The organism is Nocardioides sp. FY1077 (assembly GCF_058681775.1).
The window spans coordinates 117,248-143,349 of the sequence record NZ_JBZWDB010000005.1 but is presented as its reverse complement, the minus strand read 5'-3'; the positions used below and the strand labels follow the sequence as shown (position 1 = coordinate 143,349).

Sequence of the window (26,102 nt, the reverse complement as noted above, 5' to 3'; positions counted from 1 at the left end):
CCTCATCGGTAGGCCGGGGGTCGCGGGGAGACCGGGTGGCGGGAGGTTCGAGCGTGGCGATCACGAGGGGGGAACACGGTGCCCCCCGACGCCATTCCCCGGCCCCGTGGGCCCGCCCACCTCGCGCTCGAGCCACTCGAGCACGGCCTCGACGAGCAGGACCCCGGCGTCCTCCTGCGTGAGGGGCGCCCGCGCGGCCACGAGCAGCCCGTGGTCAGCGCCCGGCACGACGCACAGCTCGGCCTCGTCGGGGAACTCCTCGGGGCGGCCCATCGCGTCGCGCTCGCCCTGCACCACCAGCGTCGGCACACCGGCCTCCCACAGCGCGGCGAGCTCGGCGAGCCGCGAGCGCTCGGGACGGCGGGGCGGGTGCAGCGGGAAGGCCAGGGCCAGCACACCGGCCGCGCCGAGCCGCACGGCGCACCGCGCGGCCGAGCGCGCCCCTGCCGAGCGACCGCCCAGCACGAGACGAGGGCCGGCCGGCAGCGTGGCGGCGGCGGCCTCGAGGGCGACGTCGAGGGTCGGGGGCGCCGTGGCCAGCCGCCGACCGGCCACCTTCCAGGGCTGCTCGAGGCGGACGACGTCCACGCCGTGGCGAGGCAGCCAGGCGGCCAGCAGCTCGAGGTCCCAGGTGTCGATGCCGGCGCCGGCGCCGTGGCCGAGCAGCAGGGTGGTGGCGGTGGTGACGGGTCGGGCACCGGTGGCGGGCTCGGCGGCGTCGAGCACCATGCGCGCGACGCCGTGCGGCGTCTCGACCTCCCACTCGCTGCGTGCGCCCACGACCCGTCCTCCCCGACTCAGCCGCGGCCGGTGGTGAGGTCGTCGACCAGGTCGTCGGGCACGTCCTCGAGCGGCAGCGGTGCGAGGAGCTCAGGACCGTTGTTGCGCACGTTCGAGACCAGCGTCGACACGGCGAAGGCCTCCAGCTCGCCGGGTGCCGCCGGCACCAGCAGGTCGAGCAGGTCGCCCTGGGCGGTGGTGGGGTCGAGCCAGGCGTCGCGCTGGTCGCGGTCGACCATCATCGGCATCCGGTCGTGGATGTGGCCCAAGGAGTCCTCGGCGGCGGTGGTGATCACCGTGCACGTCCACCGGAACCGCTCGGGGTCGTCGTCACCGCGGGCGGGGTCGCGCCAGATCTCGTAGAGCCCGGCCATCGCCAGCACCGACCCGTCGCGCGGTCGGATGAAGAACGGCTGCTTGCGCGGCTTGCCGGCCGCCGTCAGCGCACTGGTGGCGTACCACTCGAAGTAGCCGTCGGCCGGCAGCAGGCAGCGGCGCGAGGCGAACGCCTTGCGGAACGCCGGCTTCTCGGCCACGGTCTCGCTGCGCGCGTTGATCATCCGGTTGCCGATCGCGGGGTCCTTGGCCCACGACGGCACCAGCCCCCAGCGCAGCACCCGCAGCTGCCGGCTCGCCGGCGCGTCCTCGCCGCGCGGCGGGCGCTCCACGACGGCGTAGACCTCCTTGGTGGGGGCCACGTTGAAGTCGGGCGCCAGCGACTCGGCGACCCGGTTCTCGGCCACCTCGAACTCCTCGACGAGCTCCTCGCTGCGGCGGCTCGACGCGTACCTCCCGCACATGGCCCCAGCCTAGGGCGTCCACCGGGGGGTGAGGACGCCGAAGGCCTGCGTCCTGTAGGAAGACACCATGACCGTGAGCCGAATGATCGCCCGTCCCCTGCTGGCCGTGGGAGTCGTGTACGGCGCCCAGAACGCGCTGCGCAACTCCGCCGCCCTCGCCCCGAAGGCCTCCCGCGTGACCGACAAGGTCGTGCCGGCGGTGCAGAAGGCCGTGCCGTCGGCCCCGATCCCGACCGACCCCGCCACGCTGGTGAAGGTCAACGCCGGCGTGCAGATCGCCGCCGGCCTCGCGCTGGCCACCGGCCGCGCCCCGCGCCTGAGCGCCACCGTCCTCGCCGCCTCGATGGTGCCGACCACCGTCGCCGGCCACGCCTTCTGGGCCGAGTCGGACGCCGCTGCCAAGAAGGCGCAGGCGCTGCAGTTCTTCCGCAACATGTCGGTGGTCGGCGGCCTGCTCGTCGCCGCCGGTGACACCGAGGGCCGCCCGGGCGTCGCCTGGCGCGCGCGCCGCGTCGCCAAGGACGTCAAGCGCGAGGCCCGCCACGCTGCCGTCTCCGCGCGCCAGGAGGCCCGTGTGGTGAAGGCCAAGGTCGCCTGACCCGCTGCACGCTCGGGCGGCGCGGCGCCTCGGTAGTCTCACGCGGGTGAACGCCGCCCCCGCCGACCCCGTCGCCGCACCAGCCGGACGACCCGACCGCCCCACCGACCTGTGGCCCGCACCCCACGCCACGGGCCCGGTGGAGGCGGTCGTGTCGTTGCCGGGCAGCAAGTCGCTGACCAACCGCGCGCTGCTGCTGGCCGCGATCGCCGACGGCCCCTCCGTGGTGCGCCGGGCCCTGCGCTCGCGCGACACCCTGCTGATGGCCGCAGCGCTCACCGGCCTCGGTGCCGACGTCGACACCTCCGGTGACGACTGGCGGGTGACCCCGGGCCCGCTGCGCGGCGGCGCGCACGTCGACTGCGGCCTGGCCGGCACCGTGATGCGGTTCGTTCCGCCGGTGGCCGCGCTGGCCGACGGGCCGGTCACCTTCGACGGCGACCCCCACATGCGCACCCGCCCCGTGGGCGGGGTGCTCAGCGCGCTGCGCGAGCTCGGCGCCGACGTCGACGACGGCGGGCGCGGGCTGCTCCCGTTCACCGTCCACGGGACCGGCTCGGTGCGCGGCGGCACGGTGACCCTCGACGCGTCGTCGTCGTCGCAGTTCGTCTCCGCGCTGCTGCTGGCGGGTGCGCGCTACGACGAGGGCGTCGACGTGCGCCACGACGGCAAGCCGGTGCCGTCGCTGCCCCACATCGACATGACGGTGGCGCTGCTGCGCGAGCACGGCGTGCACGTCGACGACTCCGAGCCCGACCGCTGGGTGGTGGCACCGGGGCCGGTGCGCCCGGTCGAGCGCACCATCGAGCCCGACCTCTCCAACGCCGCCCCGTTCCTGGCCCTGGCCGCGGCCACCGGCGGCACCGTCACGGTGCGTGACTGGCCGCCGGCCACCACCCAGGCCGGCGACGCGCTGCGCGAGATCCTGACGATGATGGGCTGCGAGGTGACCCGCACCGACGCGGGGCTGCGGGTCGTCGGGCCGGCGCGGCTGCTCGGCATCGACCACGACCTGCACGACGTGGGCGAGCTCGCGCCGGCGGTCGCCGCGCTCTGCGCGCTGGCCACCACCCCGTCCCACCTGCGCGGCATCGCGCACGTCCGCCACCACGAGACCGACCGCCTCGCGGCGCTCGCCACCGAGCTCGGCGCCCTCGGCGCCGACGTCACCGAGCACGACGACGGCCTGTCGCTGCGGCCCGCCCCCCTCCACGGCGGCGTGTTCCACACCTACGCCGACCACCGGATGGCCCACGCCGCCGTCGTGGTCGGCCTGGCCGTGCCGGGGGTCCTGGTGGAGGACGTCGCCACCACGGCGAAGACCTTCCCCGACTTCCCCGGCGCCTGGTCGGCGCTGCTGTGAGCCACGGCGGCGGGGGCCAGCGGTGAGCGGGCGCTACTCCGACCACGACCACGAGCACTACGAGCGACCCCGGAGACGCACCCGCCCGCGCACGAAGGAGCGTCCTGCCTTCGCCGACGCCGTCGACGGCCTGGTCGTCACCGTCGACCGGGGGCGGTTCACCCTCGACGTGGACGACCACCGGGTGATGGCCATGAAGGCCCGGCCGCTGGGCCGCAAGGGCGTCGTCGTCGGCGACCGGGTGCGGGTCGTGGGCGACACCAGCGGCGACGACGGCTCCCTGGCACGCATCGTGGAGGTGCGCGAGCGGCTCACCACCCTGCGCCGCACCGCCGACGACGACGACCCCGTGGAGCGGGTCATCGTGTCCAACGCCGAGCAGCTGGTGGTGGTGACCGCGCTGGCCGATCCCGAGCCGCGCACCGGCCTGGTCGACCGGGCACTGGTGGCCGCCTTCGACGCCGGGATGGCCCCGCTGCTGTGCCTCACCAAGGCCGACCTCGCCGACCCCGAGCCGTTCCTGGCGACCTACCGCCCGCTCGGCGTGCCGTGGGTCGTCACCCACCGCGGCGGCGACCTCGACGAGGTGCGCGCGCGCCTGGCCGGGCGCACCAGCGTGCTGGTGGGCCACAGCGGGGTGGGCAAGTCCACGCTGGTCAACGCGCTGGTGCCCGACGCCCACCGCGCGGTCAGCCACGTCAACGCGGTGACCGGGCGCGGGCGCCACACGTCCACCTCGGCGTTCATGCTCGCCCTGCCGGCCACCGACCCCCAGGATTCCGGCTGGATCGTGGACACCCCCGGCATCCGTTCCTTCGGGCTGGCCCACGTGCAGCCCGAGACGCTGATCGAGGCGTTCCCCGACCTCGACGAGATGACCGAGGACTGCCCCCGCGGCTGCACCCACGGCGACGACGAGCCGGAGTGCGGGCTCGACGAGGCCGTCACCGCCGGGCGCACCGACCCGGAGCGGGTCGCGTCGTTCCGTCGGCTGCTGGCCGCCCGCAGCTACCGGGAGTGGTGACCCACCGGTCGCCGGCGCAGCCCTGGCCTCAGCCCTGGGTGCCGAACCACGCCACCTGCGCGCCGGCGTCGCCCACCAGCACCGTCCACACCCCGGTGGCCACCGCCAGCGCGAGCACCAGCACCGCGAGCACCACCCGCACCGCCCCGGTGCGCCGGTGCAGCGCGGCCGCGGCCACGGTCGCCACGGTGAAGGCGGTCACCAGCAGGCGCAGCACCTCGGCGCGCTCGCGGTGGGTCTGCACCAGCTCGGCCAGCGGACCGCCGTACTCGTTGGCCTCGACCAGCTGCCCGCCGCTGAGGTACGACACCCACACCGAGACCAGCGTGGCGACCACGCTGGCCACCAGCGGCCAGCGCACCCGGTCGCGCAGCGCCGGCACGGCGTAGAGCACCCCGGCGAGGGCCGACAGCGGCCCGAACACGACGGCGGCGTGGACGACGATGGCGTGCAGGGGCAGGCCGTTGATCTCCATGGCGGGAACTCTAGGGCGCAGGCCACGCCGCACCGCGGAGCCCGGACCGTAGCCTGTCTCCGTGGCCACCTCCTCCGCTCCCGAGCAGCGCGACTACACCGACGACCTGCGGCTGGCCCACGTCCTCGCCGACGACGCCGACTCGCTGACCACCGACCGGTTCCGCGCGATCGACCTGCACGTCATGAGCAAGCCCGACCTCACCCCCGTCACCGACGCCGACCAGGCGGTGGAGGCCAGCATCCGCCGCACGCTGTCGCGGGCCCGCTCGCGCGACGCGATCACCGGCGAGGAGCAGGGCTCCACAGGCCACGGGCAGCGCCGATGGGTCATCGACCCCATCGACGGCACCAAGAACTTCGTGCGCGGCGTCCCGGTCTGGGCCACCCTCATCTCGCTGGTCGTCGACGACGAGGTGGTGCTCGGGGTGGTCTCCGCGCCGATGCTGCAGCGCCGCTGGTGGGCCAGCACCGGCAACGGCGCCTGGACCGGGCGCAGCCTGCTCAAGGCCACCCGCTGCCAGGTCTCCGACGTGCGCCGCCTCGAGGACGCCTCCTTGTCGTACTCGTCGCTGTCGGGGTGGGAGGAGCGCGGGCGCCTCGACGACCTGCTCGCGCTGATGCGGCGCTGCTGGCGCACCCGGGCCTACGGCGACTTCTGGTCCTACATGCTGCTCGCGGAGGGCGCTGTCGACCTCGCCGCCGAGCCGGAGCTCGAGGTGCACGACATGGCCGCCCTCGACATCATCGTGCGGGAGGCCGGGGGCCGGTTCACCGGCCTGGACGGCGCCCCGGGCCCGTTCGGCGGCAACGCGGTGGCCTCCAACGGCCACCTGCACGACGCCGCGCTGTCGTTCCTCGCCGCCACCCGTGACGACCCCGACGCCCCCGACGACCCCGACTGGCCACGGCAGGGCCCGGGCAGCGTGAGCGACCTGCGCGCCCGCCGGGCGCGCGTCGCCGACGACGGGCCCGTCTACGAGTGAGGCCGCGCCAGGGCGGGAGTCCTGGTCAGGCGGCCTGCGCCGGCTCTAGAGTCGAGACCACCGCCGACCCCCGGGAGCCGTTGTGCGCGTCGCCGAGATCCTCGCCGCGAAGGGCGACGTCCCGCTGGTCACCGTCTCGGCGCAGGCCGGGGTGGACGACCTGCTGGCGCTGCTGGCCGAGCACCGCATCGGGGCGGTGGTGGTCAGCCCGGACGGCGCCACGCTGGCCGGCATCGTCAGCGAGCGCGACGTCGTGCGCCACCTCCACACCGCCGGCACGGTGGCCGGCGCGACGGTCGGCGACCTGATGACGGCCGACGTGGAGACCTGCTCCCCCGACGACGTGCTGGCCGACCTGATGCGCACGATGACCGAGCGGCGGGTGCGCCACGTGCCGGTCGTGCAGGAGGGCCGCCTCGTGGGCGTGGTCAGCATCGGCGACGCCGTCAAGCACACGATCGGCGAGCTGCGCTTCGAGCGCGACCAGCTCGACGGCTACCTGCACCGCACCTGACGCGACGGCGACCCGACCGCTACGGCGCGTCGGGGACGGCGTCGAAGGCGGCGGGGCGCGAGAGCAGGTCGAACCGGTCGGCGGGCCAGACCCGGGCGAAGACCTTGCCGACGACGAGGTCGACCGGCACGAACTCGTCGCCGTCCTCGCAGCGTCCGGCCCCCGGGTTGCGGCAGATGTGGAAGCTGGAGTCGGCGGAGTCGTCACGGTGGTCGCCCATGACGAAGACGCTGCCGGCCGGCACCGGGCCGACCTCCCAGTCGGTGCGGCACTGGTCGACCATCGGCCCGTCGCAGCGCGCGGCGTTCCTGGTGAACCCGCTGGAGTCGAACGGCTCGCCGTTGACGCTGAGGCTCCCGTCGTCGTCGCAGCACACGATGGTGTCGCCGGCCACGCCGATCACCCGCTTCACCAGGTGCCCGCCGGTCGGGTAGAGCCCGATGCGGCTCATGACCGAGGTGAAGGTGCTCCCGGGGCCGACGTCCTCGGCGGGACCGAGCCAGTCGCCCGGGTCCTCGAAGACCACGACGTCGCCCCGCTCGGGCGAGCCACCGCCCCAGTAGGACACCTTCTGCACCAGGATCCGGTCGTTGAGCACCAGCCCGGGCTCCATCGAGCCCGACGGGATGTAGAAGGCCTGCACGAAGAACGTCTTGACCACCAGCGCGAGGGCCAGCGCGAGCACGAGCAGCAGCGCCGACTCCTGCCACACCGGCAGTCGACGCCGCCGGGCGTCGGCGGCCGGGGCGGCGTGCGCGGCGTGGTCCGTGTGCTCCGAGTGGTCCGGGTGCGCGGCGGGGCCGGCGGGGTCGTGGTCGGCGGGGTCCGTGGAGGCGGCGGGCGCGGGATCCGGCTGGTCCGGGTCCTGCGGATGGCGCTCGGCCACGTCCCACCCCTCTCCGCGTCCGGCCCACCCGGGTCGCGCGGCGACCCTACCCCGCAGGCCGCAGCGTCCCGGTGGCTAGGCTCGCGGCCTGGCCGGGGGCCCACGGGTGCCCGGCCGCCCACCGCACGCCACCGAGAGGACATGCCCCATGGACAAGCCCGAGATCGACTTCCCCGGCGGCGAGCCGCCCACCGAGCTCGTCATCACCGACGTCACCGTCGGCGACGGCCCCGAGGCGCAGTCCGGCCAGACCGTCTCCGTGCACTACGTCGGCGTCGCCCACTCCACGGGCGAGGAGTTCGACGCCTCCTACAACCGCGGCGAGCCGCTGCGCTTCCGCCTCGGCATCGGTCAGGTCATCGCCGGGTGGGACACCGGCGTGCAGGGCATGAAGGTCGGCGGACGCCGCCAGCTGCTCATCCCGCCGCACCTCGGGTACGGCGACCGCGGCGCGGGCGGCGTGATCAAGCCCGGCGAGACCCTGATCTTCGTGGTCGACCTCCTCGGCGTCTCCTGAGCCTGCCCCGCGCCGCAGCCCGCCCCACCCGACGAGCGAGGACCCTGTGACCCACTTCGGCGACCACCAGACGGCCATCTACGCCAACGGGATGTTCCTGGGGCAGACCCCGGAGACCACCACCGACCTGGCCGGCCTGGAGGCGCGTGCGGCGCAGGTGCTTGAGCCGTCCGCGCTGGGCTACGTCGTGCCCAGCGCGGGCGGCGGCTCGACGGCGCGGGCCAACGTCGCGGCGTTCGAGCGGTGGCGCATCGTGCCGCGGATGCTGCGCGACCACGCCGTGCGCGACCTGTCCACCGAGGTGCTCGGCACCACCATGGCCGCCCCCGTGCTGCTCGGCCCCGTCGGCGTGCAGACCCTCGCCCACCCCGACGGCGAGCTGGCCACGGCGCGCGCGGCCACCGCGCTCGGCCTGACCTACGTGCACTCCACCCAGGCCAGCCACTCGATCGAGCAGGCGGCGGAGGCCTCCGGCGACGGCAGCCGCTGGTTCCAGCTGTACTGGCCCGACGACCCCGAGCTGTGCGAGAGCTTCCTCGAGCGGGCCCGCGCCGGCGGCTACACCCACCTCGTCATCACCCTCGACACCACGCTGCTCGGCTGGCGCCCCGCCGACCTCGACCGCGGCTACCTGCCGTTCCTGGCCGGTGAGGGCATCGCGAACTACACCAGCGACCCCGTCTTCGCCCGCCGCCTCGAGAAGCCGGCCGCCGACGACCCCGGCGCCGCCGGCATCGCCTTCGCCTCGGTGTTCCCCAACCCCGGGCTGTCCTGGGACCAGCTGGCCTGGGTGCGCGAGCGCTGGGCGGGCCCGATCGTGCTCAAGGGCGTGCAGCACGTCGACGACGCCCGGCTGGCCCGTGACCACGGCGTCGAGGGCCTGGTCGTCTCCAACCACGGCGGACGCCAGGTCGACGGCGCGGTCGCGTCGCTCGACGTGCTGCCGGGCATCGCCGAGGCCGTCGGCGACGACCTGTGCGTGCTCTTCGACTCCGGGGTGCGCACGGGTCCCGACGTGCTCAAGGCGCTGGCGCTGGGCGCCCGCGCCGTGCTGCTGGGCCGGCCCTACCTCTACGGCCTCGCCCTGGGCGGCCAGGCCGGCGTGGAGTGGGTGCTGCGCTGCCTGCTCGCGGAGCTCGACCTGACGATGGCGGGCTCGGGCTGGTCTACCCCGGCCGAGCTCGGCCCGCACTGCCTCGTCCGCGGCTAGGCGGCCGGCCCCTCCGCCCCGCTCAGCCGGCCCCGCCGGCGTCCGGCCGGGGCTACCAGGGCAGGCCGTCGTCGTGGGAGGCCGCGTCGGCCACCCGCGCCGCGCGCCCGCGCAGCTCGACGACGTCGCCCTGCACGAGCTGGCGACCGCGTCGGGTGTCGGGCTCGCCGTTGACCAGCACCTCGCCGGAGGCGACGACCTCCTTGGCCTCCGCACCGCTGTCGATCAGGTCGGCCAGCTTCAGGAACTGACCGAGGCGGATGACCTCGTCGCGGATCGGGACGTCCTGGGGCTGGCTCACCGCCCCATCCTCGCACCCGCGGCCGGCGGCGCTCAGCCCACCAGCACGCTGAACCCGTGGATGACCAGGCCGACGAGCCCGCCCACCACCGTGCCGTTGATCCGGATGAACTGCAGGTCGCGCCCGACGTGCAGCTCGATGCGGTCGGCGGCCTCCTTGCCGTCCCACCGCTCGATGGTGCTGGAGATGATCGTGGTGACCTCGTCGCCGTAGCGCGAGACCGCGAACACGACGGCGTCGGCGATCGTGGCGTCGAGCGAGGCCCGCAGCGCCGGCTCGTCGAGCAGCCGCTGGGCGAAGTGCTCGAGCTCGCTGAGCAGCCGGCCGCGCACGGCTCCGTCGGGGTCCTGCAGCGAGGCGGTGAGCACCCGGCGCAGGGCGTCCCACAGGGACACGGCGGTCACCACGAACTGCGGCTGGTCGAGCAGCCGGTCCTTCAGCCGCTCGGTGCGCTCCTGGGTGGAGGGGTCCTCGAGCAGGTCGACCGCGAGCTGGGTCAGCATCGAGTCGAGGGCCTCGCGGGCGCGGTGCTCGGGGTCGTCGCGGATGTCGCTGACCCAGCGCACCAGCTCGAGGTGGATGCGCCCGGTGATCCGCTCGTTGATGCTCGGCGGCGCCCACCACGGGGCCCGCTCCTCCAGCACCTGCGCCACGGTCTCGGGGTTCTCCAGCAGCCAGCCGTGCAGCTCGTCGAGCACCAGGTCGACCACGCCGTGGTGCATGTCGTCGCGCAGCACCTCGCTGAGCAGCCCGCCCAGCAGCGGCGAGATGGGCTCCTCGTGGAAGCGCGGGATCAGCGCGTCCTGCACCACCGCGCGCACGTGCTCGTCGCGCACCTTGCCCAGCCCGGTCGCCACCACCTCGGAGACCTCGTCGACCACGCGGCGAGCGTGCTCGGGCTCGGCCAGCCAGCGCCCGATGCGCAGGGAGATCTCGGCGGCGGTGATCCGCTCGCGCACGACGTCCTCCTGCAGGAAGTTCTCCCCCACGAACTCCTCGAGCCCGCGGCCGAGCTCGTCCTTGCGCTTGGGCACCAGGGCGGTGTGCGGCACCGGGATGCCCAGCGGGTGGCGGAACAGCGCGGTCACCGCGAACCAGTCGGCGATGGCGCCGACCATCGAGGCCTCGGCGGCGGCGTTGACCCAGCCCAGCGCACCGTCCTGGCCGAGCGTCGCGACGTACACGACGGCGGCCAGCACCAGCAGCGACAGGGCCACCAGCCGCATGCGGCGCAGCCCGCGACGGCGCTGCTCGTCGGCGGCGTGGTCGACGGGGGGCAGGCCGAGGGGCGCCGGCGCCGGGGCGCCCTGGGCAACAGGTGTGGTGGTCATCGCGAGTCGATTCTCACCCACCGCCCGCGGATGGGAGACTCCCGCCCATGCCCGAGCCCCACCCGAGCGCCGTCCCACCGCCGTCCGCCCCCGCCCCGACCGACCCGCCGACCCGCCGCACGGTCATCACGTTCGGCACCTTCGACGTCTTCCACGTCGGTCACCTGCGCGTGATCGAGCGGGCCGCCGCCCTCGGCGACCGGCTGGTCGTCGGGGTGTCCGCCGACGCGCTCAACCAGCGCAAGAAGGGCCGCCAGCCGGTCTTCAGCCAGGCCGAGCGGCTCGCGATCGTGGCGGCCCTCAGGGCGGTGGACGAGGTGTTCGTCGAGGAGAGCCTCGAGCTCAAGCGCGACTACATCCTGCAGTTCGGCGCCGACGTCCTGGTGATGGGTGACGACTGGGCCGGGCGCTTCGACGAGTTCGGCGACGTGTGCGAGGTCGTCTACCTGCCCCGCACGCCCGCGATCTCGACCACGGCGATCATCGAGAAGATCTCCACGACGGGCTGAGCCGCAGTCGGCGGGGGCCCGCCCCGCGCGCCGCCCGCGATCTCGCGCCGCGGCGGGGCAGGCTGGCGGGCGCCCTTCCCCCAGCCAGACGAGGTCTTCCCCGATGCGTCTCCCCCTCGCCGCCGCCGCCCTGGCACTGAGCGCCGCAGTCACCGTGCTGCCCGCGCTCGGCGCCGCCGCCGACACCGCTTCCTCCACCGACGAGCGCACCGACCGGCGCACCGCCACCGGCGCCCGCCTCCAGCAGGCCGACGGCGACGTGCAGGCGCGCGCCCGCACCGCGCTGGCCGTCGCCAGCGACGTCGTCACCGGCGAGGCGGTCGAGCCCGTGCCGACCACCGGGTCGACCGCCCACCGGGTGGACGCCACCCTGGCGCTCACCGACCTCTACGCCGCGCTCCCCCACCTGCGCGGCGGCGACCGCGCCGCGGCCCGCGACATCCTGGCCCGCCCCACCCAGGGCGCGCGCGACGACGTCGGCAACGGCTACACCACCGACTCCCAGCGCCGCTGCTCCGAGCAGTTCTGCGTCCACTACGTCACCCGCACCGACGACGCGGTGCCCGGCGTGCGGTGGGTGCGGCAGAACCTGGCGCTGCTCGAGAAGGTGTGGCGCTTCGAGACCGGACGGCTGGGCTACCGCGAGCCGCTCAGCGACGGCATCGCCCGCGGGCAGGGCCGCGACATCGGCGGCAACGGCAAGTTCGACGTCTACCTCGCCGACGTCGGCTCCCAGGGCCTCTACGGCTACTGCGCGCCGGAGTACCGCCGCAGCGACGAGCCGCGCCGCGCCACCGGCTACTGCGTGCTCGACAACGACTTCGCGGAGTTCGCCGGGACCCGCCGGGCCAACCTGCGCGTCACCGCGTCGCACGAGTTCTTCCACGCCGTGCAGTTCGGCTACGACTGGCTCGACGACAGCTGGTTCAAGGAGTCGACGGCCACGTGGATGGAGGAGCGGTTCGCCGACGACGTCGACGACAACCGCCAGTTCCTGCCCTCCGGCCAGGTGGCGAGCCCGGGGTTCTCCCTCGACCTGTCCGGCGAGCAGGACCTGCAGCAGTACGGGAACTGGACCTGGTGGGAGTACCTCGGCGACCGCTTCGGGCGGCGCGTCGTGCGCGAGGCCTGGACCGAGGCCGCCTCGGCCGGCACCTGGTCGACCGACGCGATGGCCGAGGCGCTGCGCGGCGAGGGCGGGCTGACGCGCGTGTACGCCGACTACGCCACCGCCAACCTGCACCCCGCCCGCAGCTACGCCGAGGGCGGCTCCTGGCCTGCCGCCCACGTCGCCCGCACCTGGACGCTGACCGGCGCCGAGCGCACCGCCACCGGCGGCTCCGGCGTCAACCACCTCGCGGCCCGGCACTACGCGGCCGTGCCCGGCGACGGGCTCGACTCGCGCCGCTGGCGCGCCGAGGTCGCCGTCGACGTGCCCGGGCGCCGTACCTCGCCGGCCGCCGTGGTCACCGTGGAGAAGCTCGACGGCAGCACCGTCGAGCGCCGGGTCGACCTGACCCGCTCGGGCCGGGGCCGCGTCGCGGTGCCGTTCTCGAGCACCACGGTCGAGCGGGTCGTGGTGTCGCTGGTCAACGCCTCCACCCGGTTCCGCGACTGCGGCGAGCAGCGCACCGGCTACGCCTGCTCCGGCACCCCGCTCGACGACGACCGCCGGTTCTCCACCACGGTCACCGCCGCCAAGCGCTGAGCGCCGGCCGCTCCCCGTCGGTCAGTGGCGGGGGGTGGCCTCCAGGACGCCCCCGACCACGCCGCCGACCACGCCGCCCACCACGCCGTCGGCGGCGTCAGTGACGTCGTCGACCACCTCGACCACCCCGTCGGTGGGCTCGCCGTCGTCGTGCTTGCCCTCGTCGTCGTGCGTGCCCTCGTCGACGTGCTCGTCGACGACGTCGCCGTCGTCGCCCTTGCCCTCGTCCTCGTCCTCGTCGACGACGTCGCCCTTGCCCTGGCCCTGGCCCTGGCCCTGGCCCTGGCCCTGGCCGTGACCCTTGCCCTCGTCGTCCTTGCCCTCGTGATCGCCCTTGCCCTCATGGTCGTCGGGACCGGCGTCGGGGTTCGCGTTCGGGGACTCCTGGGGGCCGCGCGGGCCGTCGATGTCGATGTCGATGATCTCGACCACGGTCTCGCCAACGGCGTCGACGACCTCGGTGACAGGGCCGGTCACGCCCGAGCCGCTGCCGGGACCCCTGCCCCCGTTGCCGTTGCCGTCGCCGTTGCCGTCGCCGGACGGCGCGGGGGCCGGGCCCTCGCCGGGGCCGCCAGCACCCGGGCCGCCGGGCTCGGACGACGGGGCGGGGGCGTCCGGGGCGGCCTCGCCCGAGGTGCTGACGGGCACCGCCACCGGGACGCCGGGATCCGCGGTGACCTGGGGAGCCGAGGTGTCGGTGACCGGGCGGGGAGCGCGGTCGACGACGTCCGGGCGCGCCGCCCGGTCGGTGGCGCGGGCCGACCCGGAGGCGGCCTCGCCACCAGGTCGCGCGACGGTGGTGCGAACCCGGTCAGGGGTCGGCTCGAGCAGGGGAGTCGGCGGCGCGATCCGCTGCACGCGGTCGGCCAGCAGCTCGTCGGGGAGCCGTGGGGCCACCTGGGTGACCAGCAGCGAGGTGACCAGGACGCACACGAAGGCGATGGCGCCGAGCGCCAGCCCGCCGTAGCCCAGGTGCAGGTCGAGCTTGCGCCGTGCCACGACGGCACGAAGGTGTGGCGACACCGGTCCTCCTCAGGCTTCCCGCGGCGTGTGACCACTCCCACGGGGTGCGTCGACGCTAGCGGACCCCGCGCGACCCGGGCGAGGCCCGTGGGACAGGTCTGACCGATCGGTCATCCCCCCACCACCCGGGCGGGCCACCCGGGGGTCCGCAGGGGGGTCAGCGGCGGGTCACAGCCACCCGGCGCCCTGGGCCACCAGCAGCAGCCCGAAGACCGCGAACGCCGCCGCGGCGCCGTACGTGATGAGCTTCTCGGGCAGCCGGCGACCCAGCACCGCCCCGACCACGATCGCCAGCGCGTCGGCCGCCACCATGCCGAGGGTGCTGCCCACCCAGGTGCCGAACCAGCCCTCGCGGGTGGCGAGGGTGATCGTGGCCAGCATGGTCTTGTCGCCCAGCTCGGCGAGGAAGAACGCGACGCCGACGGCCAGGATCGCCGCCCCCTGGCTGCGGCGGGCCTTGTCGGCCTCCTCCTCGGTGAGCTCGTCGCCGCGCAGCGTCCACAGCGCGAAGCCGAGGAACGCGATGCCGGCGACCACCGCGATGGCGTCCTGGTAGTCGGCGAAGGCGTCACCGACCGCGTAGCCGATGCCGACCGAGGCGAGGTGCACCACCGCGGTGGCCACCGTGATGCCGATCAGGACGTCGCGGGCGCGGTAGCGGGCGGCGAAGGTCATCGCCATGAGCTGGGACTTGTCGCCGAGCTCGGCCACGAAGATGACGGCGGTGCTGATCAGGAAGGCGTCCATGGACGACGGGGTTCCTCTCTGGGCGCCTGGTCCGAGAGCACGCCGGGACGGACGCGCCTTCGACCAGGCGCGTCCGGGTGGGTCGCTGCACTGGTCGAAAGTCTCGTCCGCCACCGGCCGAGGCCGGGGCCCGCTGCACCGGTCCCGCCGAGGCGGGACAGCATGTCGACGCAGCTGTTGGGGACTACTCCCTTTCGGGGGTCGATGCTAGCGGACCCCCGCTGCGCCCCTGGCCTCAGCCCAGGTGCTGGTCGAGGTTGATCGCCGCGCTGATCAGCGACAGGTGGGTGAACGCCTGCGGGAAGTTGCCCTGCTGGTTGCCGGCCAGCCCGATCTGCTCGGCGTACAGGCCGAGGTGGTTGGCGTAGGTGAACATCTTCTCCAGCGCCAGGCGGGCGTCGTCGATGCGACCGATGCGGGTGAGCGCCTCGACGTACCAGAACGAGCAGAGCGAGAACGTCCCCTCCTCGCCGTCGAGGCCGTCGGTGGTGGCGTCGAGGTCGTAGCGGAAGACCAGGCTGTCGGAGACCAGCCGGCGCTCCACCTCGGCCAGCGTCGAGGCGAAGCGCGGGTCGTCGGGGGCCACGAACTTCACCATCGGCATCAGCAGGACGCCGGCGTCGAGGGTGTCGGAGCCCTCCGACTGCATGAACGCCCCGACGTCGCCGTCCCAGGCGTGCTCCATGATGCGGGTGTAGATCTCGTCGCGCACCGCGCCCCACCGGGCCAGCTCGCCGGGCAGGCCGCGCTGGCGGGCGATGCGCATCATCCGCTCGATCGCCACCCAGCACATCAACCGCGACGTCGTGTGCGGTCGCGGGTCGTCGCGGATCTCCCACATGCCGGCGTCGTCGCGCTGCCAGTTGTCCATCAGCCAGCCCAGCGCGCGGGTGAGGTCGGTCCACGCGTCGTGGCTGATGCCGTTGCCGTACTTGTTGAACAGGTAGACCGAGTCGATCAGCTCGCCGTAGATGTCGAGCTGCAGCTGGTCGACGGCGGCGTTGCCGACCCGCACCGGGCGGGAGTCGAGGTGGCCGCGCAGGTGGTCGAGCTCGTGCTCGGTGACCGGCACGTTGCCGTCGATGTCGTAGAGCACCCGCAGGGGGCCCAGCTCGTCGACCTGCTCGCTGCTGTCGTGCAGCCGCTCGGAGAGCCAGCCCATGAACGCCTGCGCCTCGTCGGTGAAGCCCAGCCGCAGCAGCGCGTAGAGCGAGAACGCCGCGTCGCGCATCCAGACGTAGCGGTAGTCCCAGTTGCGCCCGCCGCCGACGCGCTCGGGCAGGCTCGTGGTGGGTGCGGCGACGATGGCCCCGGTGGGCTCGTGGGTGAGCAGCTTCAGCGTCAGCGCCGAGCGGTCGACCATCTCGCGCCAGCGCCCGCGGTAGGTGGAGCGGCCGAGCCACTCGCGCCAGAAGCGGGCGGTCTGCTCGAAGAGCGCGTCGGTGGCGCCGGGCTCGTCGACCGGCAGGTCCTGGCCGTCCTCGAGCACGTGCAGCACGAACAGCGCCGTCTCCCCGCCGCTCAGCGTCACGTCGGCGCCCACGCAGGCGTCGTACGTCGTCAGCTCGGTCGTGGAGGTGACCCCGAGGCGGACGCCGTCGCCGGTGATCAGCACTCCTCCGTCGACCGCCGTCACCTCGGGCACCACCCGGCCGTAGTCGGGGCGAGCAGCGAGCTCCATGCGCAGGTGGGCGGTGCCGCGCACGGCGGTGATCCGGCGCACGATGCGCTGGCGGTGGTCGGCGTCGTGGGCGCGCACGATCGGCATGAAGTCCTGCACCTCGGCCACGCCCTCCTCGGTGAGGAAGCGGGTGACCAGGATGTTGGAGTCGGGGAAGTAGAACTGGTGGGTCGTGGTCGCCCCGCCCACCGGCTCCAGGCGCCAGGCGCCGCCCTCGCCCGGGTCGAGCAGCGCGCCGAACACGCTGGGGGCGTCGAAGCGGCGGGCGCAGAACCAGTCGATGGTGGCGTCGGTGCCGACCAGTGCGCACGAGCGCAGGTCGCCGATCAGGCCGTGGTCTGCGATGGCCACGAACGGCCGGTCGGCGTCGGGACGCTCCGTGCCGTCCTGCTGGCCCTCGGGCTGCTCCTGCGTGCGGCCGTGGTGGCCGTCGTCGGTGGCGGGGTCCCCGTCCCCCGCCACCACGTCGGGCTCAGCCACCGAGGCGCCACCCACCGGTCGGCAGGTCGAGGGCCGCCTGCGGTCCCCACGAGCCCGGCGTGTAGGGCTGCACCGACGGCGGCGCCTCGAGCACCGGCTGCACGACCTGCCAGATGCGGTCGACCTCGTCGGAGCGGGTGAACAGGGTCTGGTCACCGCGCAGCACGTCGAGCAGGAGGCGCTCGTAGGCCTCGAGCGGGTCGCCGTCGGGCACGTCGTCGCCGAGGTCGAGGCGCAGGGTGGCCCCCACCAGCTCCATGTCGGGGCCGGGCATCTTGGCCTGCAGGTCGACCAGCACCTGCGGGTCGTCGGTGAGCTCGAGCACCAGCTCGTTGGTCGCGGCCTGGTTCGAGAAGATCTTCGTCTGCGGGGTGCGCAGCCGCAGCGTGATCGTGCGGCGGCCCTCGGCCAGCGACTTGCCGGTGCGCAGGTAGAACGGCACGTCGCGCCACCGGTCGTTGTCGATGAACGCCTCGATGGCCACGAACGTCTCGACGTCGGAGTCGTCGGCCACGTCGTCGTCGTCGCGGTAGCCCTCGAACTGCCCGTAGACGACGCGCTCGGGGTCGAGCGGACGCATCGCGGCGAACACCGCCGACTTGGCGTCGCGCAGGGTGGTGGCGTCGAAGTCGTGCGGGTCCTCCAGCGCGACGAACCCCAGCAGCTGGCTGAGGTGGGTCGAGACCATGTCGCGCAGGCAGCCGGTCGACTCGTAGAAGCTGCCGCGACCCTCGAGACCGAGGGCCTCGGGCACGTCGATCTGCACCGACTCGACGCTCTCGCGGTTCCAGGCCGGCTCGAACAGGCCGTTGGCGAAACGCAGCGCCAGGATGTTCTGCACCGCCTCCTTGCCCAGGAAGTGGTCGATGCGGAAGACCTGGTCCTCGTCGACGACCTCCTTGAGGCTGGCGTCGAGCTCGCGGGCGCTGGCGAGGTCGAGCCCGAAGGGCTTCTCGATCACCAGGCGGGCGCGCTCGGTGATGCCCTCGCGGCCCAGCATCGCGATCATGCCCTGCATGGCGCTCGGCGGCACCGAGAGGTAGACCAGCCGGCGCACGTCGGCGACGTCGGCGTCGAGCTCCTTCTCGGCGGCCTCGATCGCGGCAGCGAGGTCGGCGCCGTCGTCGGACGTCGACACCTGGAAGCTGACCCGCGACACCAGGTCGTCGAGCACCTCGCGGTCGGGGTCCTCGATGCCGTCCTCCAGGCCCTTGCGCACCTGCTCGCGGAACTCGTCGTCGGAGCCGGGAGAGTGCCGTCCGCTGCCGATGAGGCGGAAGTCGGCGGGCAGCCGGCCGTCCTCGGCGAGGCGGTAGAAGCCCGGGAACAGCTTGCGGGCGGCGAGGTCCCCGGTGGCGCCGAAGAGCACCATCACGTGCGGGGGGAGCTTTTCACCGGCGGAGTCGGGTCGTGGCGTCACGGCGGACCTTTCGAAGGAGCGGGAGGGGCGGGCGGGGTGCGCCCCCTCCCAGGACTACCAGGGCACCTGAAGAGGTGACCAGCCGCCGTCCGAAGTGTGGTGGTGCTGCGACGGCCGGGGGGTGGCCGGGTGGCGGACGGGCGGTGGCGGGGCGAGGGCCGCCCGGGGTCGGCGCCCGCCTAGGATCGGAGCCGTGAGCGCAACCCTGGTGGCCAAGGACCTGGCCGGGGGCCACGCCCACCGCACCCTCTTCGAGGGCCTCGACCTCACCGTCGCCCCGGGCGACGTGGTGGGGGTCGTCGGTGCCAACGGGGCCGGCAAGTCGACCCTGCTGCGGCTGCTGGCCGGGCAGGCGGAGCCGCTCGGCGGCACGGTGGCGACGGCACCGGCCGACGCGTTCGTCGGGTGGCTGCCGCAGGAGCACGAGCGGCTGCCCGGGGAGACCGTGGCCGGCTACCTCGCCCGACGTACCGGCGCCGCCGCGGCCACCGCCCGCATGGAGCAGACCGCCGCGGCGCTGGGCTCCGGCGAGCCCGGCGCCGACGACGCCTACGCCGCGGCGTTCGACCACTGGATGGCCAGCGGCGCCGCCGACCTCGACGACCGCACCGGCGCCGTGCTGGCCGACCTCGGGCTCGACGTGGGCGCCGGGGCCCTGATGACGTCGCTGAGCGGCGGGCAGGCCGCGCGGGCGGCGCTGGCCGCGCTGCTGCTGAGCCGCTTCGACGTCGTCCTCCTCGACGAGCCCACCAACGACCTCGACCTGCCCGGCCTCGAGCGCCTGGAGGCGTTCGTGCGCGGGCTGCGCGCCGGGGTGGTGCTGGTCTCCCACGACCGCGAGTTCCTCGCCCGCTGCGTCACCCGGGTCGTCGAGCTCGACCTCGCCCAGCAGCAGGTGGCCGTGCACGACGGCGGCTACGACTCCTACCTCGAGGAGCGCGCGGTCGCCCGCCGGCACGCCCGCGAGGCCTACGACGAGTACGCCGCGACCCGCGCCGACCTGGTGTCGCGGGCGCGCACGCAGCGCGAGTGGAGCAGCCAGGGCGTGCGCAACGCGATGCGCAAGAGCCCCGACAACGACAAGGTGCGCCGGCGCGCGCAGACGGAGTCGTCGGAGAAGCAGGGCCAGAAGGTGCGGCAGATGGAGTCGCGCATCGCCCGCCTCGAGGAGGTGGACGAGCCGCGCAAGGAGTGGGTGCTCCAGCTGGAGATCGCCGCGGCGCCGCGTTCCAGCGCGGTGGTGGCCACCCTCAACGAGGCCACCCGCCACCTCGGCGACTTCACCCTGGGGCCGGTGTCGCTGCAGGTGGAGGCGGGCGACCGCATCGGCATCACCGGGCCCAACGGCGCCGGCAAGACCACGCTGCTGCGTCTGTTGCTCGGCCACGACACCCCCGACAGCGGCACCGCCGCGCTCGGGGCCAGCGTGGCCGTCGGCGAGGTCGACCAGGCCCGCGCCACCCTGGCCGACGACCTGCCGTTGGGTGAGGCGTTCGAGGCGCAGGTGCCGCAGTGGACCGCTGCGGAGGTGCGCACCCTGCTGGCGAAGTTCGCGCTGAGGGCCGACCAGGTGACCAACCGCGTCGACCGGCTCTCCCCCGGCGAGCGCACCCGCGCCGCGCTGGCGCTGCTGCAGGCCCGGGGGGTCAACCTGCTGGTGCTCGACGAGCCCACCAACCACCTCGACCTGCCGGCCATCGAGCAGCTCGAGCAGGCCCTCGACGCCTACCGCGGCGCCCTGCTGCTGGTCACCCACGACCGGCGCCTGCTCGAGGCCGTGCGCCTCGACCGGCGCTGGGAGGTCGCGGACGGCACCGTCACCTCGACCCTGGGCTGAGCGGCGGTCCGGGCGGCGGTCCGGGCGGCGGTGCGGGCGCGGGTCCGGGCGCCGGATGTGGGCTGACGGTCAGTCGTCGTCCTCGGTGAACGGGTCGACCGGCTCCCGGCGCCGACTGCGCGACCCGCCGGCGCCCGTGGGACGGTCGTCGGCGCGCTCGCCCCGGCGCCCGGCGCGGCCGGGGTCGGTGGCACCCGCGGCGCCGGTGGTGCCGGGGCGGCCGCTGCGGTCGCTGGACCCGCTGCGGTCGGTCGCCCCGCGGTCGGCGTCCCAGTCGGAGCGCGCACCGGCGCGCAGCCCCGGGGGCAGCCGGTCGACCCGGTCGACCCGGCTCGGCCCCGACCGGGCGCCGGAGGTGCCCGTCGTCCCGCCGCGCACCGGGGCCCCCGCGGTGCCGACGGCCGAGGTGGTGCGGGCGGAGGCGGTGGAGCCGATCGGCGCGACGCCCTCGGCGCCGCCGGCACGACGCCCCGCGACGGCGCGGGCCACGGCGCGCGCGGCGGGGACCGCGAGCAGGCCACCGGCCAGCGCGCCGGGGACCGCCCACGGCGGGACACCGCTGCTCCCCGCCGCCCCCACGACCGGCCCGCCCGCGGCAGCGGGTGCGACCCGCGAGCCGACGGGGTCCGCCGTCTGGGCGGCGTCGGTGGGCGCCGCCGGCTCGACGACGGCGAGCACCTCGACGACGGCCGGCTCCGCCGCCACGCCGACGTCGAGACCGGTGTCGACGGGAGCGGGAGGCGCCACCCCGAGCCGGCCGAGCAGGTCGTCGAGGAAGCCGTCGCCGGTGGAGCGCGCGATGCCGTCGGCGAGGCGGTGGTGGGCGTCGAGCTCGGCGGTGCGTGCGGCGTCCACGCTCTCCACGACGCGGGTCCATACCTGGCGCTCCGCGGCGTCCATGCGCTCGGGCGGGGTGGCGCCGGTGATGGCGGTGTCGGTGACGACCAGCGACCCCGCGGCCGCGGTGGTGCGCGCCGTGGCCATGGCGTCGGAGGCGCCCTGGATGCCGGCGTCGAAGTCGGCGAGCGCGGCGGCCAGGGCCGCGAGCCGGTCGGCGAGACCGGCGAGGTCGGTGGCCGCCGTGGTGACCTGGTTCTCGATCGCCGCCGCGGTGCGCCCCCGCATGCCCGAGGACTGCTGGCGCGCCGCCCGCACCTGGGTCTCGGCGGTGTCGAGCGCGGCCAGCACGTCACGCACCACCGCCGCAGCTGCCGCGACACCCGCCCGGTCGGTCGGCACCTGGGTGTCCACCACCGGCGGCCGGCCCAGCGGCAGCAGCGTCGCGAACGCCGCCTCGACGCGCCCGCTCATCGCGTCGTCCCCGGCGCGACCGGCACGACCACGACTGCCACCTGGTCCCCCACCTGCCCGGTCAGGGAGGTCAGGGCGTCACCGACCGCCTCGTCGGTGCCGGTGAGGCCCGTGCCGACGTCGCGGGACCCCCCGGCCAGACCGGTCAGCCGCTGGGCCAGGCCCCCGGAGGCCAGGGACAGCCGGGCGAGGGCGTCGGTGAGGTGGGCCGTCGAGGCGCCGACGTCGGGCGCATTGCGCAGGCCCGCGGCGCGGGCCGACAGGTCGACCCCCACCTCGTCGAGAATCCGACCCACCAGGTCGAGGGCGTCGAGGGGGACCTCGAGATCCGCGTCTGCCATGGGCCCCGCTTACCCCGCCGGCGACGGTTCTACCCCTCCCCGCCCGGGCGGTTCGGCCCCGGCGCTCCGGGCGGTGGGTGGCGCGGGTTCCACCGGATATCCGGTGAAACCCTCGGTTGTCGGCCGAAGCCTCGGTCGACAACCGAGGGTTTGCCCCGACCGGTGTGAACGGTGGGGCCGACGTGGCCTGTCGGGTTGGCCGGGCCTTGTTCGCGGGACAGCTCGCGCCGGCCCGCCGGTCGGTGCCGTCCCCAGGTCGCGCCAGGCGTACGCCGCCGCGGCGGGTCGGTTTGCGCCACTTGTGCGGCCGGCCCGGTGCTCGCGGTGCTCGACCAGCGCGATTGCGCCACTCGGGCACGCCAGCCCAGGGGCCCCGCGACGCCGCGGTCAGGGCAGGATCGAGTCGACGTACCCGCCGTCGACGCGGACCGCCGCACCGGTCGTGGCCGAGGCCAGCGGCGAAGCGAGGTAGGTGACCAGGTTGGCGATCTCCTCGGGCTCGATGAGCCGCTGCAGCAGCGACTGGGGCCGGTGGGTGCGCATGAACTCGGCCTGCGCCTCCTCCCACGGCAGCTGGTCGCCGACGAGCTCGCGCACGAAGTCCTCGACGCCCTCGGTGTGGGTGGGACCGGCGATCACGGAGTTGACGGTGACCCCGGTGCCGGCGGCCTCCTTGGCGAAGCCGCGCGACACCGCCAGCAGCGCCGTCTTCGACATGCCGTAGTGGATCATCTCGACCGGCACCGCCACGGCGGAGTCGCTGGCGATGTTCATGACCCGGCCCCAGCCCCGGGCGGCCATGCCCGGGAGGTAGGCGCGCACCAGCCGGGTCGCGGAGAGCACGTTGACCTCGAAGTAGCGGCGCCACTCGTCGTCGGTGATCTCCAGCGCGGGCTGCGCCCCGAACACGCCGAGGTTGTTGACCAGGACGTCGACCGCGGGCTCGGCGGCCACGAGCTGCTCCGCGCCCTCGGCCGTGGCGACGTCGGCGGCCAGCCCGACGACGTCGAGGCCGTCGGCGGCGAGCCCCGCCAGCGCGGCGTCCACCCGCTCGGGGGTGCGGCCGTTGACCACGGTGCGGGCTCCGGCCTCGGCGAGGCGGCGGGCGATGGCCAGGCCGATGCCCTGGGTCGAGCCGGTGACCAGGGCGGTGCGTCCGGTGAGGTCGAGGGAGAGCGTCATGCGGGGCGAACCACGCGCCGGCCCGGAGTGTTCCGTGCCCCTCCCCGCCCGGGTCCCGGCACGGGCCCGCTCCTACCGTGGACAGGGTGACCACCTCCCCCGCCGCCCTCCCCGACGTCCCCGACACCACCGACGCGACCGCGCTCGTCGTCGGTGCCACCGGCATCGCCGGCCGTGCCCTCTGCGACCTGCTCGTCGCCCGCGGCTGGCGGGTGCTGGGGCTCTCGCGCCGCACGCCCTGCGACGTCGAGGGCGTCGAGCCCGTGCTGGCCGACCTGACCCGGCTCGACGACCTGCGCACCGCACTGGCCCCGCACGCCCCCACCCACGTGTTCATCACCGCCTGGGCCCGCCAGGACACCGAGGACGAGAACATCCGCGTCAACGGCGCGATGGTCCGCGACGTGCTCGACGCCGTGCGGCCGGCCGAGACGGTGCGCCACGTCGCGCTGGTGACGGGGCTCAAGCACTACCTGGGCCCGTTCGAGGCCTACGGCCAGGGCGAGGTGCCGGACACCCCGTTCCACGAGGACGAGCAGCGGCTGGCGTACCCGAACTTCTACTACGTCCAGGAGGACGAGCTCTTCGCCGCCGCCGCGCGCGACGGGTTCACCTGGAGCGTGCACCGCGCCCACACGATCATCGGCTCCGCGTTGGGCAACGCGATGAACATGGGGCAGACCCTCGCGGTGCAGGCCGCGGTGTGCCGCGAGCTGGACCGCCCCTTCGTCTTCCCCGGCTCGCAGACCCAGTGGGACGGGCTGACCGACATGACCGACGCCGGCCTGCTGGCCGAGCAGCTGCACTGGGCGGCGACCACCCCGGCCGCGGCCGACACCGCGTTCAACGTCGCGAACGGCGACGTCTTCCGCTGGCGCTGGCTCTGGCCCCGCCTGGCCGACCGGCTCGGCGTGCGGCCCGAGGGGTACGCCGACGCGCCCCGGCCGCTGGCCGAGCAGATGGCCGGGCCGGTGGCCGACGCGGCACCGGTGTGGGCGGCGATCGCCGAGCGCGAGGGCCTGCGTGAGGGCGACCTCGACCGCGTGGCGTCGTGGTGGCACACCGACGGCGACCTCGGGCGCGACATGGAGTGCCTCACCGACCTCGCCCGCAGCCGTGCGGCCGGCTTCACCGGCTACCGCAGCACCCTGCAGTGCTTCCTCGACCTGTTCGACCGCCTCGAGGCCGACCGGGTGGTGCCGCGGGTCGGCTGACCCGGCCCGCGGCACGCCGTACGTCGTACCGCCCCGGACCGGGAGGTGTCCCCCTCCCGGTCCGCCGGCGTCACTGCGTGGGCACCATCCAGCCGAGCACCGGGGTGGACTGCAGCCCGACCAGGATGCAGACGAGCAGCAGCAGCCCCAGGCTCCAGCCGATGACCTTGCGGAAGATGTCTCCCTCGCGACCGGCCATGCCGACCGCGGCGGCGGCGATGGCGAGGTTCTGCGGGCTCACCATCTTGCCGAGCACGCCCCCGGAGGTGTTGGCGGCGGCCATCAGCAGCGGGTCGAGGCCGGCCTCGCGGGCGGTCTGCACCTGCAGCGCGCCGAACAGCGCGTTGGCGGAGGTGTCGGAGCCGGTGACCGCCACCCCGATCCAGCCGAGGATCGGCGAGAGCAGGACGAACGCCCCGCCGGCCCCGGCGAGCCACGCGCCCAGCGAGGTGGTCTGGCCCGAGAGGTTCATGACGTAGGCCAGGCCGAGCACCGCCATCACGGTGATGATGGCCGAGCGCAGCTCGACGTAGGTGCGCACGTAGGTGCGCAGGGCCTCGCCCGGCGACACCTTGAGGATCAGGGCGGTGATGATGCCGGCGAAGATCATCAGCGTGCCGGCCGCGGAGAGCCAGTTCAGCTTGAACAGCGTCGCGACGGGGTCGCCGGCGGGGTTGCTGATGTCGAGGCCGGGGAACGCCGGTGCGTAGGTGAACGGCTCCTTCGCGAGCAGGTCGACCACGGCCGGGATGCTGACGATCGAGAAGATCGCGATGATCACCAGGTAGGGCGCGTAGGCCTTGGCGACGTCGGCCCCGCTGTCGTGGACCCCCGCGTCGGTGGCCGCGGCCGACCCGGCCGAGCCCGCCGGGGCCCCGGCCGTCGTCGCGCCGCGCCCGGTCGAGGAGGTGACCGCGGTGGACACCCCGGACGGCGAGCGCCGCGACGACGTGCGCGCCGTCGACTCCTCCTTCTCGTCCTCCTCGGCGCCCGCCTGGGCGGAGGTCAGCACGTCGGCCGGCTTCCAGACCCGCAGCAGCAGGACGACGGCGGCCGCACCGGCGAGCGCGGCGACGATGTCGGCCAGCGGCACCGAGATGTAGTTGGCCGCCACGAACTGCGCCAGCGCGAAGGCGAACCCGCACACCAGCGCCGGCAGCCAGGTGGCCTTCACCCCGCGACGTCCGTCGACGACGAACACCAGGATGAGCGGCACGATCACGGCGAGCACCGGCGTCTGCCGGCCCACCATGGCGCCGAGGCCGTCGACGGTGAGCCGCGGGTCGTCGCTGACCGCGGAGGTCACCGAGGCCAGCGTGACGATGGGGGTGGCCAGGGCGCCGAAGGCGACGGGGGCGGTGTTGGCGATCAGGGCGACCGCGGCGGCCTTGATCGGGCGGAACCCCAGCGCCATCAGCATCACCACGGTGATCGCCACCGGCGTGCCGAAGCCGGCCAGCGCCTCGAGCAGGGCGCCGAAGCAGAAGGCGATGATGATCGCCTGGATCCGCTGGTCGGGGCTGACCTTCTCGAAGGAGCGGCGCAGCACGTCGAAGTGGCCCGAGGCGACGGTGAGGTTGTAGACCCAGATCGCGTTGATCACGATCCACAGGATCGGGAAGAAGCCGAACGCCGCGCCGTCGGCCGCGGCGAGCACCGCCTGGCCCACCGGCATGCCGTAGAGCACGACGGCGACGACGAGCGCGACGCCGAGGGAGATGAGCCCGGCCACCCAGGCCTTGAGGCGCAGCCCGCCGAGCAGGATGAACAGGGTGAGCAGCGGCAGTGCGGCGCACAACGCGCTCAGGGCGAGCGAGTCGCCGACGGGTTGCAGGTCCTGCTGGAACATGGGGCGGCTCCCGGGA

25 protein-coding genes are annotated in these 26,102 nt (G+C 74.8%); 11 read left to right on the top strand and 14 right to left on the bottom strand.

Features of this window, described 5'->3' with window-relative positions; translation table 11 throughout:
- Nucleotides 1-60: 60 nt before the first annotated feature.
- Both AC4OR8_RS17755 and AC4OR8_RS17750 read right to left on the bottom strand, forming a co-directional pair.
- Nucleotides 61-780, bottom strand: coding sequence for an alpha/beta hydrolase family protein (locus AC4OR8_RS17755; RefSeq protein ID WP_492166935.1), 720 nt, complete (start codon nt 778-780; stop codon nt 61-63).
- 17 nt (nt 781-797) lie between these two features.
- On the bottom strand, nt 798-1,580 hold the full coding sequence (locus AC4OR8_RS17750; RefSeq protein ID WP_492166934.1) for an SOS response-associated peptidase: 783 nt from the start codon (nt 1,578-1,580) through the stop codon (nt 798-800).
- A 67-nt stretch (nt 1,581-1,647) separates the two neighbouring features.
- On the opposite strand from AC4OR8_RS17750, the gene AC4OR8_RS17745 reads away from it, so the two are divergent.
- From AC4OR8_RS17745 to rsgA, 3 genes are read left to right on the top strand one after another with little or no spacing between them, the layout of a single operon-like run.
- The gene (locus tag AC4OR8_RS17745; RefSeq protein WP_492166933.1) at nt 1,648-2,178 is read left to right on the top strand and encodes a DoxX family membrane protein; all 531 of its coding nucleotides are present in this window, start codon (nt 1,648-1,650) and stop codon (nt 2,176-2,178) included.
- A gap of 46 nt (nt 2,179-2,224) precedes the next feature.
- Complete coding sequence (gene aroA / locus AC4OR8_RS17740) at nt 2,225-3,541, top strand: 3-phosphoshikimate 1-carboxyvinyltransferase (protein ID WP_492166932.1); 1,317 nt, start codon at nt 2,225-2,227, stop codon at nt 3,539-3,541.
- Between the two features lie 22 nt (nt 3,542-3,563).
- Nucleotides 3,564-4,565 carry a ribosome small subunit-dependent GTPase A gene (gene rsgA, locus AC4OR8_RS17735; RefSeq protein ID WP_492166931.1) on the top strand — a complete coding sequence of 334 codons (1,002 nt, stop codon included), beginning with the start codon at nt 3,564-3,566 and terminating at the stop codon, nt 4,563-4,565.
- A 28-nt stretch (nt 4,566-4,593) separates the two neighbouring features.
- Here the strand turns inward: rsgA and AC4OR8_RS17730 are convergent, their stop codons facing one another.
- Complete coding sequence (locus AC4OR8_RS17730; RefSeq protein WP_492166930.1) at nt 4,594-5,040, bottom strand: hypothetical protein; 447 nt, start codon at nt 5,038-5,040, stop codon at nt 4,594-4,596.
- Between the two features lie 61 nt (nt 5,041-5,101).
- Here AC4OR8_RS17730 and AC4OR8_RS17725 point away from each other — a divergent pair, with 61 nt between their 5' ends.
- Complete coding sequence (locus tag AC4OR8_RS17725) at nt 5,102-6,025, top strand: inositol monophosphatase family protein (RefSeq protein ID WP_492166929.1); 924 nt, start codon at nt 5,102-5,104, stop codon at nt 6,023-6,025.
- An 82-nt stretch (nt 6,026-6,107) separates the two neighbouring features.
- Nucleotides 6,108-6,539, top strand: coding sequence for a CBS domain-containing protein (locus tag AC4OR8_RS17720; RefSeq protein WP_492166928.1), 432 nt, complete (start codon nt 6,108-6,110; stop codon nt 6,537-6,539).
- Between the two features lie 19 nt (nt 6,540-6,558).
- Here AC4OR8_RS17720 and lepB read toward each other — a convergent pair whose 3' ends face one another.
- The gene (gene lepB, locus AC4OR8_RS17715; RefSeq protein WP_492166927.1) at nt 6,559-7,425 is read right to left on the bottom strand and encodes a signal peptidase I; all 867 of its coding nucleotides are present in this window, start codon (nt 7,423-7,425) and stop codon (nt 6,559-6,561) included.
- Between the two features lie 148 nt (nt 7,426-7,573).
- On the opposite strand from lepB, the gene AC4OR8_RS17710 reads away from it, so the two are divergent.
- Nucleotides 7,574-7,942 carry an FKBP-type peptidyl-prolyl cis-trans isomerase gene (locus AC4OR8_RS17710; RefSeq protein ID WP_492166926.1) on the top strand — a complete coding sequence of 123 codons (369 nt, stop codon included), beginning with the start codon at nt 7,574-7,576 and terminating at the stop codon, nt 7,940-7,942.
- Nucleotides 7,943-7,988: 46 nt separating this feature from the next.
- Nucleotides 7,989-9,152, top strand: a complete 1,164-nt coding sequence (locus AC4OR8_RS17705; protein WP_492166925.1) for an alpha-hydroxy-acid oxidizing protein — start codon at nt 7,989-7,991, stop codon at nt 9,150-9,152.
- 52 nt (nt 9,153-9,204) lie between these two features.
- Here AC4OR8_RS17705 and AC4OR8_RS17700 read toward each other — a convergent pair whose 3' ends face one another.
- Nucleotides 9,205-9,453, bottom strand: coding sequence for an RNA-binding S4 domain-containing protein (locus AC4OR8_RS17700; protein WP_492166924.1), 249 nt, complete (start codon nt 9,451-9,453; stop codon nt 9,205-9,207).
- A gap of 32 nt (nt 9,454-9,485) precedes the next feature.
- Entirely contained in the window at nt 9,486-10,784 is a 1,299-nt protein-coding gene (locus tag AC4OR8_RS17695) for a DUF445 domain-containing protein (protein WP_492166923.1), read from the bottom strand.
- Nucleotides 10,785-10,831: 47 nt separating this feature from the next.
- On the opposite strand from AC4OR8_RS17695, the gene AC4OR8_RS17690 reads away from it, so the two are divergent.
- Nucleotides 10,832-11,293, top strand: coding sequence for an FAD synthase family protein (locus tag AC4OR8_RS17690; protein WP_492166922.1), 462 nt, complete (start codon nt 10,832-10,834; stop codon nt 11,291-11,293).
- Nucleotides 11,294-11,396: 103 nt separating this feature from the next.
- On the top strand, nt 11,397-13,001 hold the full coding sequence (locus AC4OR8_RS17685; RefSeq protein ID WP_492166921.1) for an MXAN_6640 family putative metalloprotease: 1,605 nt from the start codon (nt 11,397-11,399) through the stop codon (nt 12,999-13,001).
- Between the two features lie 21 nt (nt 13,002-13,022).
- Here the strand turns inward: AC4OR8_RS17685 and AC4OR8_RS17680 are convergent, their stop codons facing one another.
- From AC4OR8_RS17680 to zwf, 4 genes are all read right to left on the bottom strand, one after another.
- On the bottom strand, nt 13,023-14,000 hold the full coding sequence (locus AC4OR8_RS17680) for a hypothetical protein (protein ID WP_492166920.1): 978 nt from the start codon (nt 13,998-14,000) through the stop codon (nt 13,023-13,025).
- Between the two features lie 192 nt (nt 14,001-14,192).
- Nucleotides 14,193-14,771: a TMEM165/GDT1 family protein gene (locus AC4OR8_RS17675; protein ID WP_492166919.1), complete on the bottom strand. Its 579-nt coding sequence runs from the start codon at nt 14,769-14,771 to the stop codon at nt 14,193-14,195.
- Between the two features lie 235 nt (nt 14,772-15,006).
- Nucleotides 15,007-16,932, bottom strand: a complete 1,926-nt coding sequence (locus AC4OR8_RS17670) for a glycoside hydrolase family 15 protein (RefSeq protein WP_492166918.1) — start codon at nt 16,930-16,932, stop codon at nt 15,007-15,009.
- Complete coding sequence (gene zwf / locus AC4OR8_RS17665; RefSeq protein ID WP_492166917.1) at nt 16,925-18,352, bottom strand: glucose-6-phosphate dehydrogenase; 1,428 nt, start codon at nt 18,350-18,352, stop codon at nt 16,925-16,927. Before zwf ends, AC4OR8_RS17670 begins: the two co-directional genes overlap by 8 nt.
- A 193-nt stretch (nt 18,353-18,545) precedes the next feature.
- Here zwf and AC4OR8_RS17660 point away from each other — a divergent pair, with 193 nt between their 5' ends.
- Entirely contained in the window at nt 18,546-20,189 is a 1,644-nt protein-coding gene (locus AC4OR8_RS17660; protein WP_492166916.1) for an ABC-F family ATP-binding cassette domain-containing protein, read from the top strand.
- Between the two features lie 69 nt (nt 20,190-20,258).
- On the opposite strand, the gene AC4OR8_RS17655 is transcribed toward AC4OR8_RS17660, so the two are convergent.
- The 3 genes from AC4OR8_RS17655 to AC4OR8_RS17645 form a co-directional block, all read right to left on the bottom strand.
- Nucleotides 20,259-21,500, bottom strand: coding sequence for a hypothetical protein (locus AC4OR8_RS17655; protein WP_492166915.1), 1,242 nt, complete (start codon nt 21,498-21,500; stop codon nt 20,259-20,261).
- On the bottom strand, nt 21,497-21,841 hold the full coding sequence (locus AC4OR8_RS17650; protein ID WP_492166914.1) for a hypothetical protein: 345 nt from the start codon (nt 21,839-21,841) through the stop codon (nt 21,497-21,499). The genes AC4OR8_RS17655 and AC4OR8_RS17650 overlap by 4 nt, the downstream gene beginning before the upstream one ends.
- 387 nt (nt 21,842-22,228) lie before the next feature.
- On the bottom strand, nt 22,229-23,023 hold the full coding sequence (locus AC4OR8_RS17645) for an SDR family NAD(P)-dependent oxidoreductase (protein WP_492166913.1): 795 nt from the start codon (nt 23,021-23,023) through the stop codon (nt 22,229-22,231).
- A gap of 86 nt (nt 23,024-23,109) precedes the next feature.
- Between AC4OR8_RS17645 and AC4OR8_RS17640 the strand changes: the two genes are divergently transcribed.
- Nucleotides 23,110-24,237, top strand: coding sequence for an SDR family oxidoreductase (locus AC4OR8_RS17640; protein ID WP_492166912.1), 1,128 nt, complete (start codon nt 23,110-23,112; stop codon nt 24,235-24,237).
- A gap of 70 nt (nt 24,238-24,307) precedes the next feature.
- Here AC4OR8_RS17640 and AC4OR8_RS17635 read toward each other — a convergent pair whose 3' ends face one another.
- A complete protein-coding gene (locus AC4OR8_RS17635; RefSeq protein WP_492166911.1) occupies nt 24,308-26,086 on the bottom strand; it encodes an L-lactate permease in 1,779 nt (592 codons plus the stop codon).
- Nucleotides 26,087-26,102 lie beyond the last annotated feature (16 nt).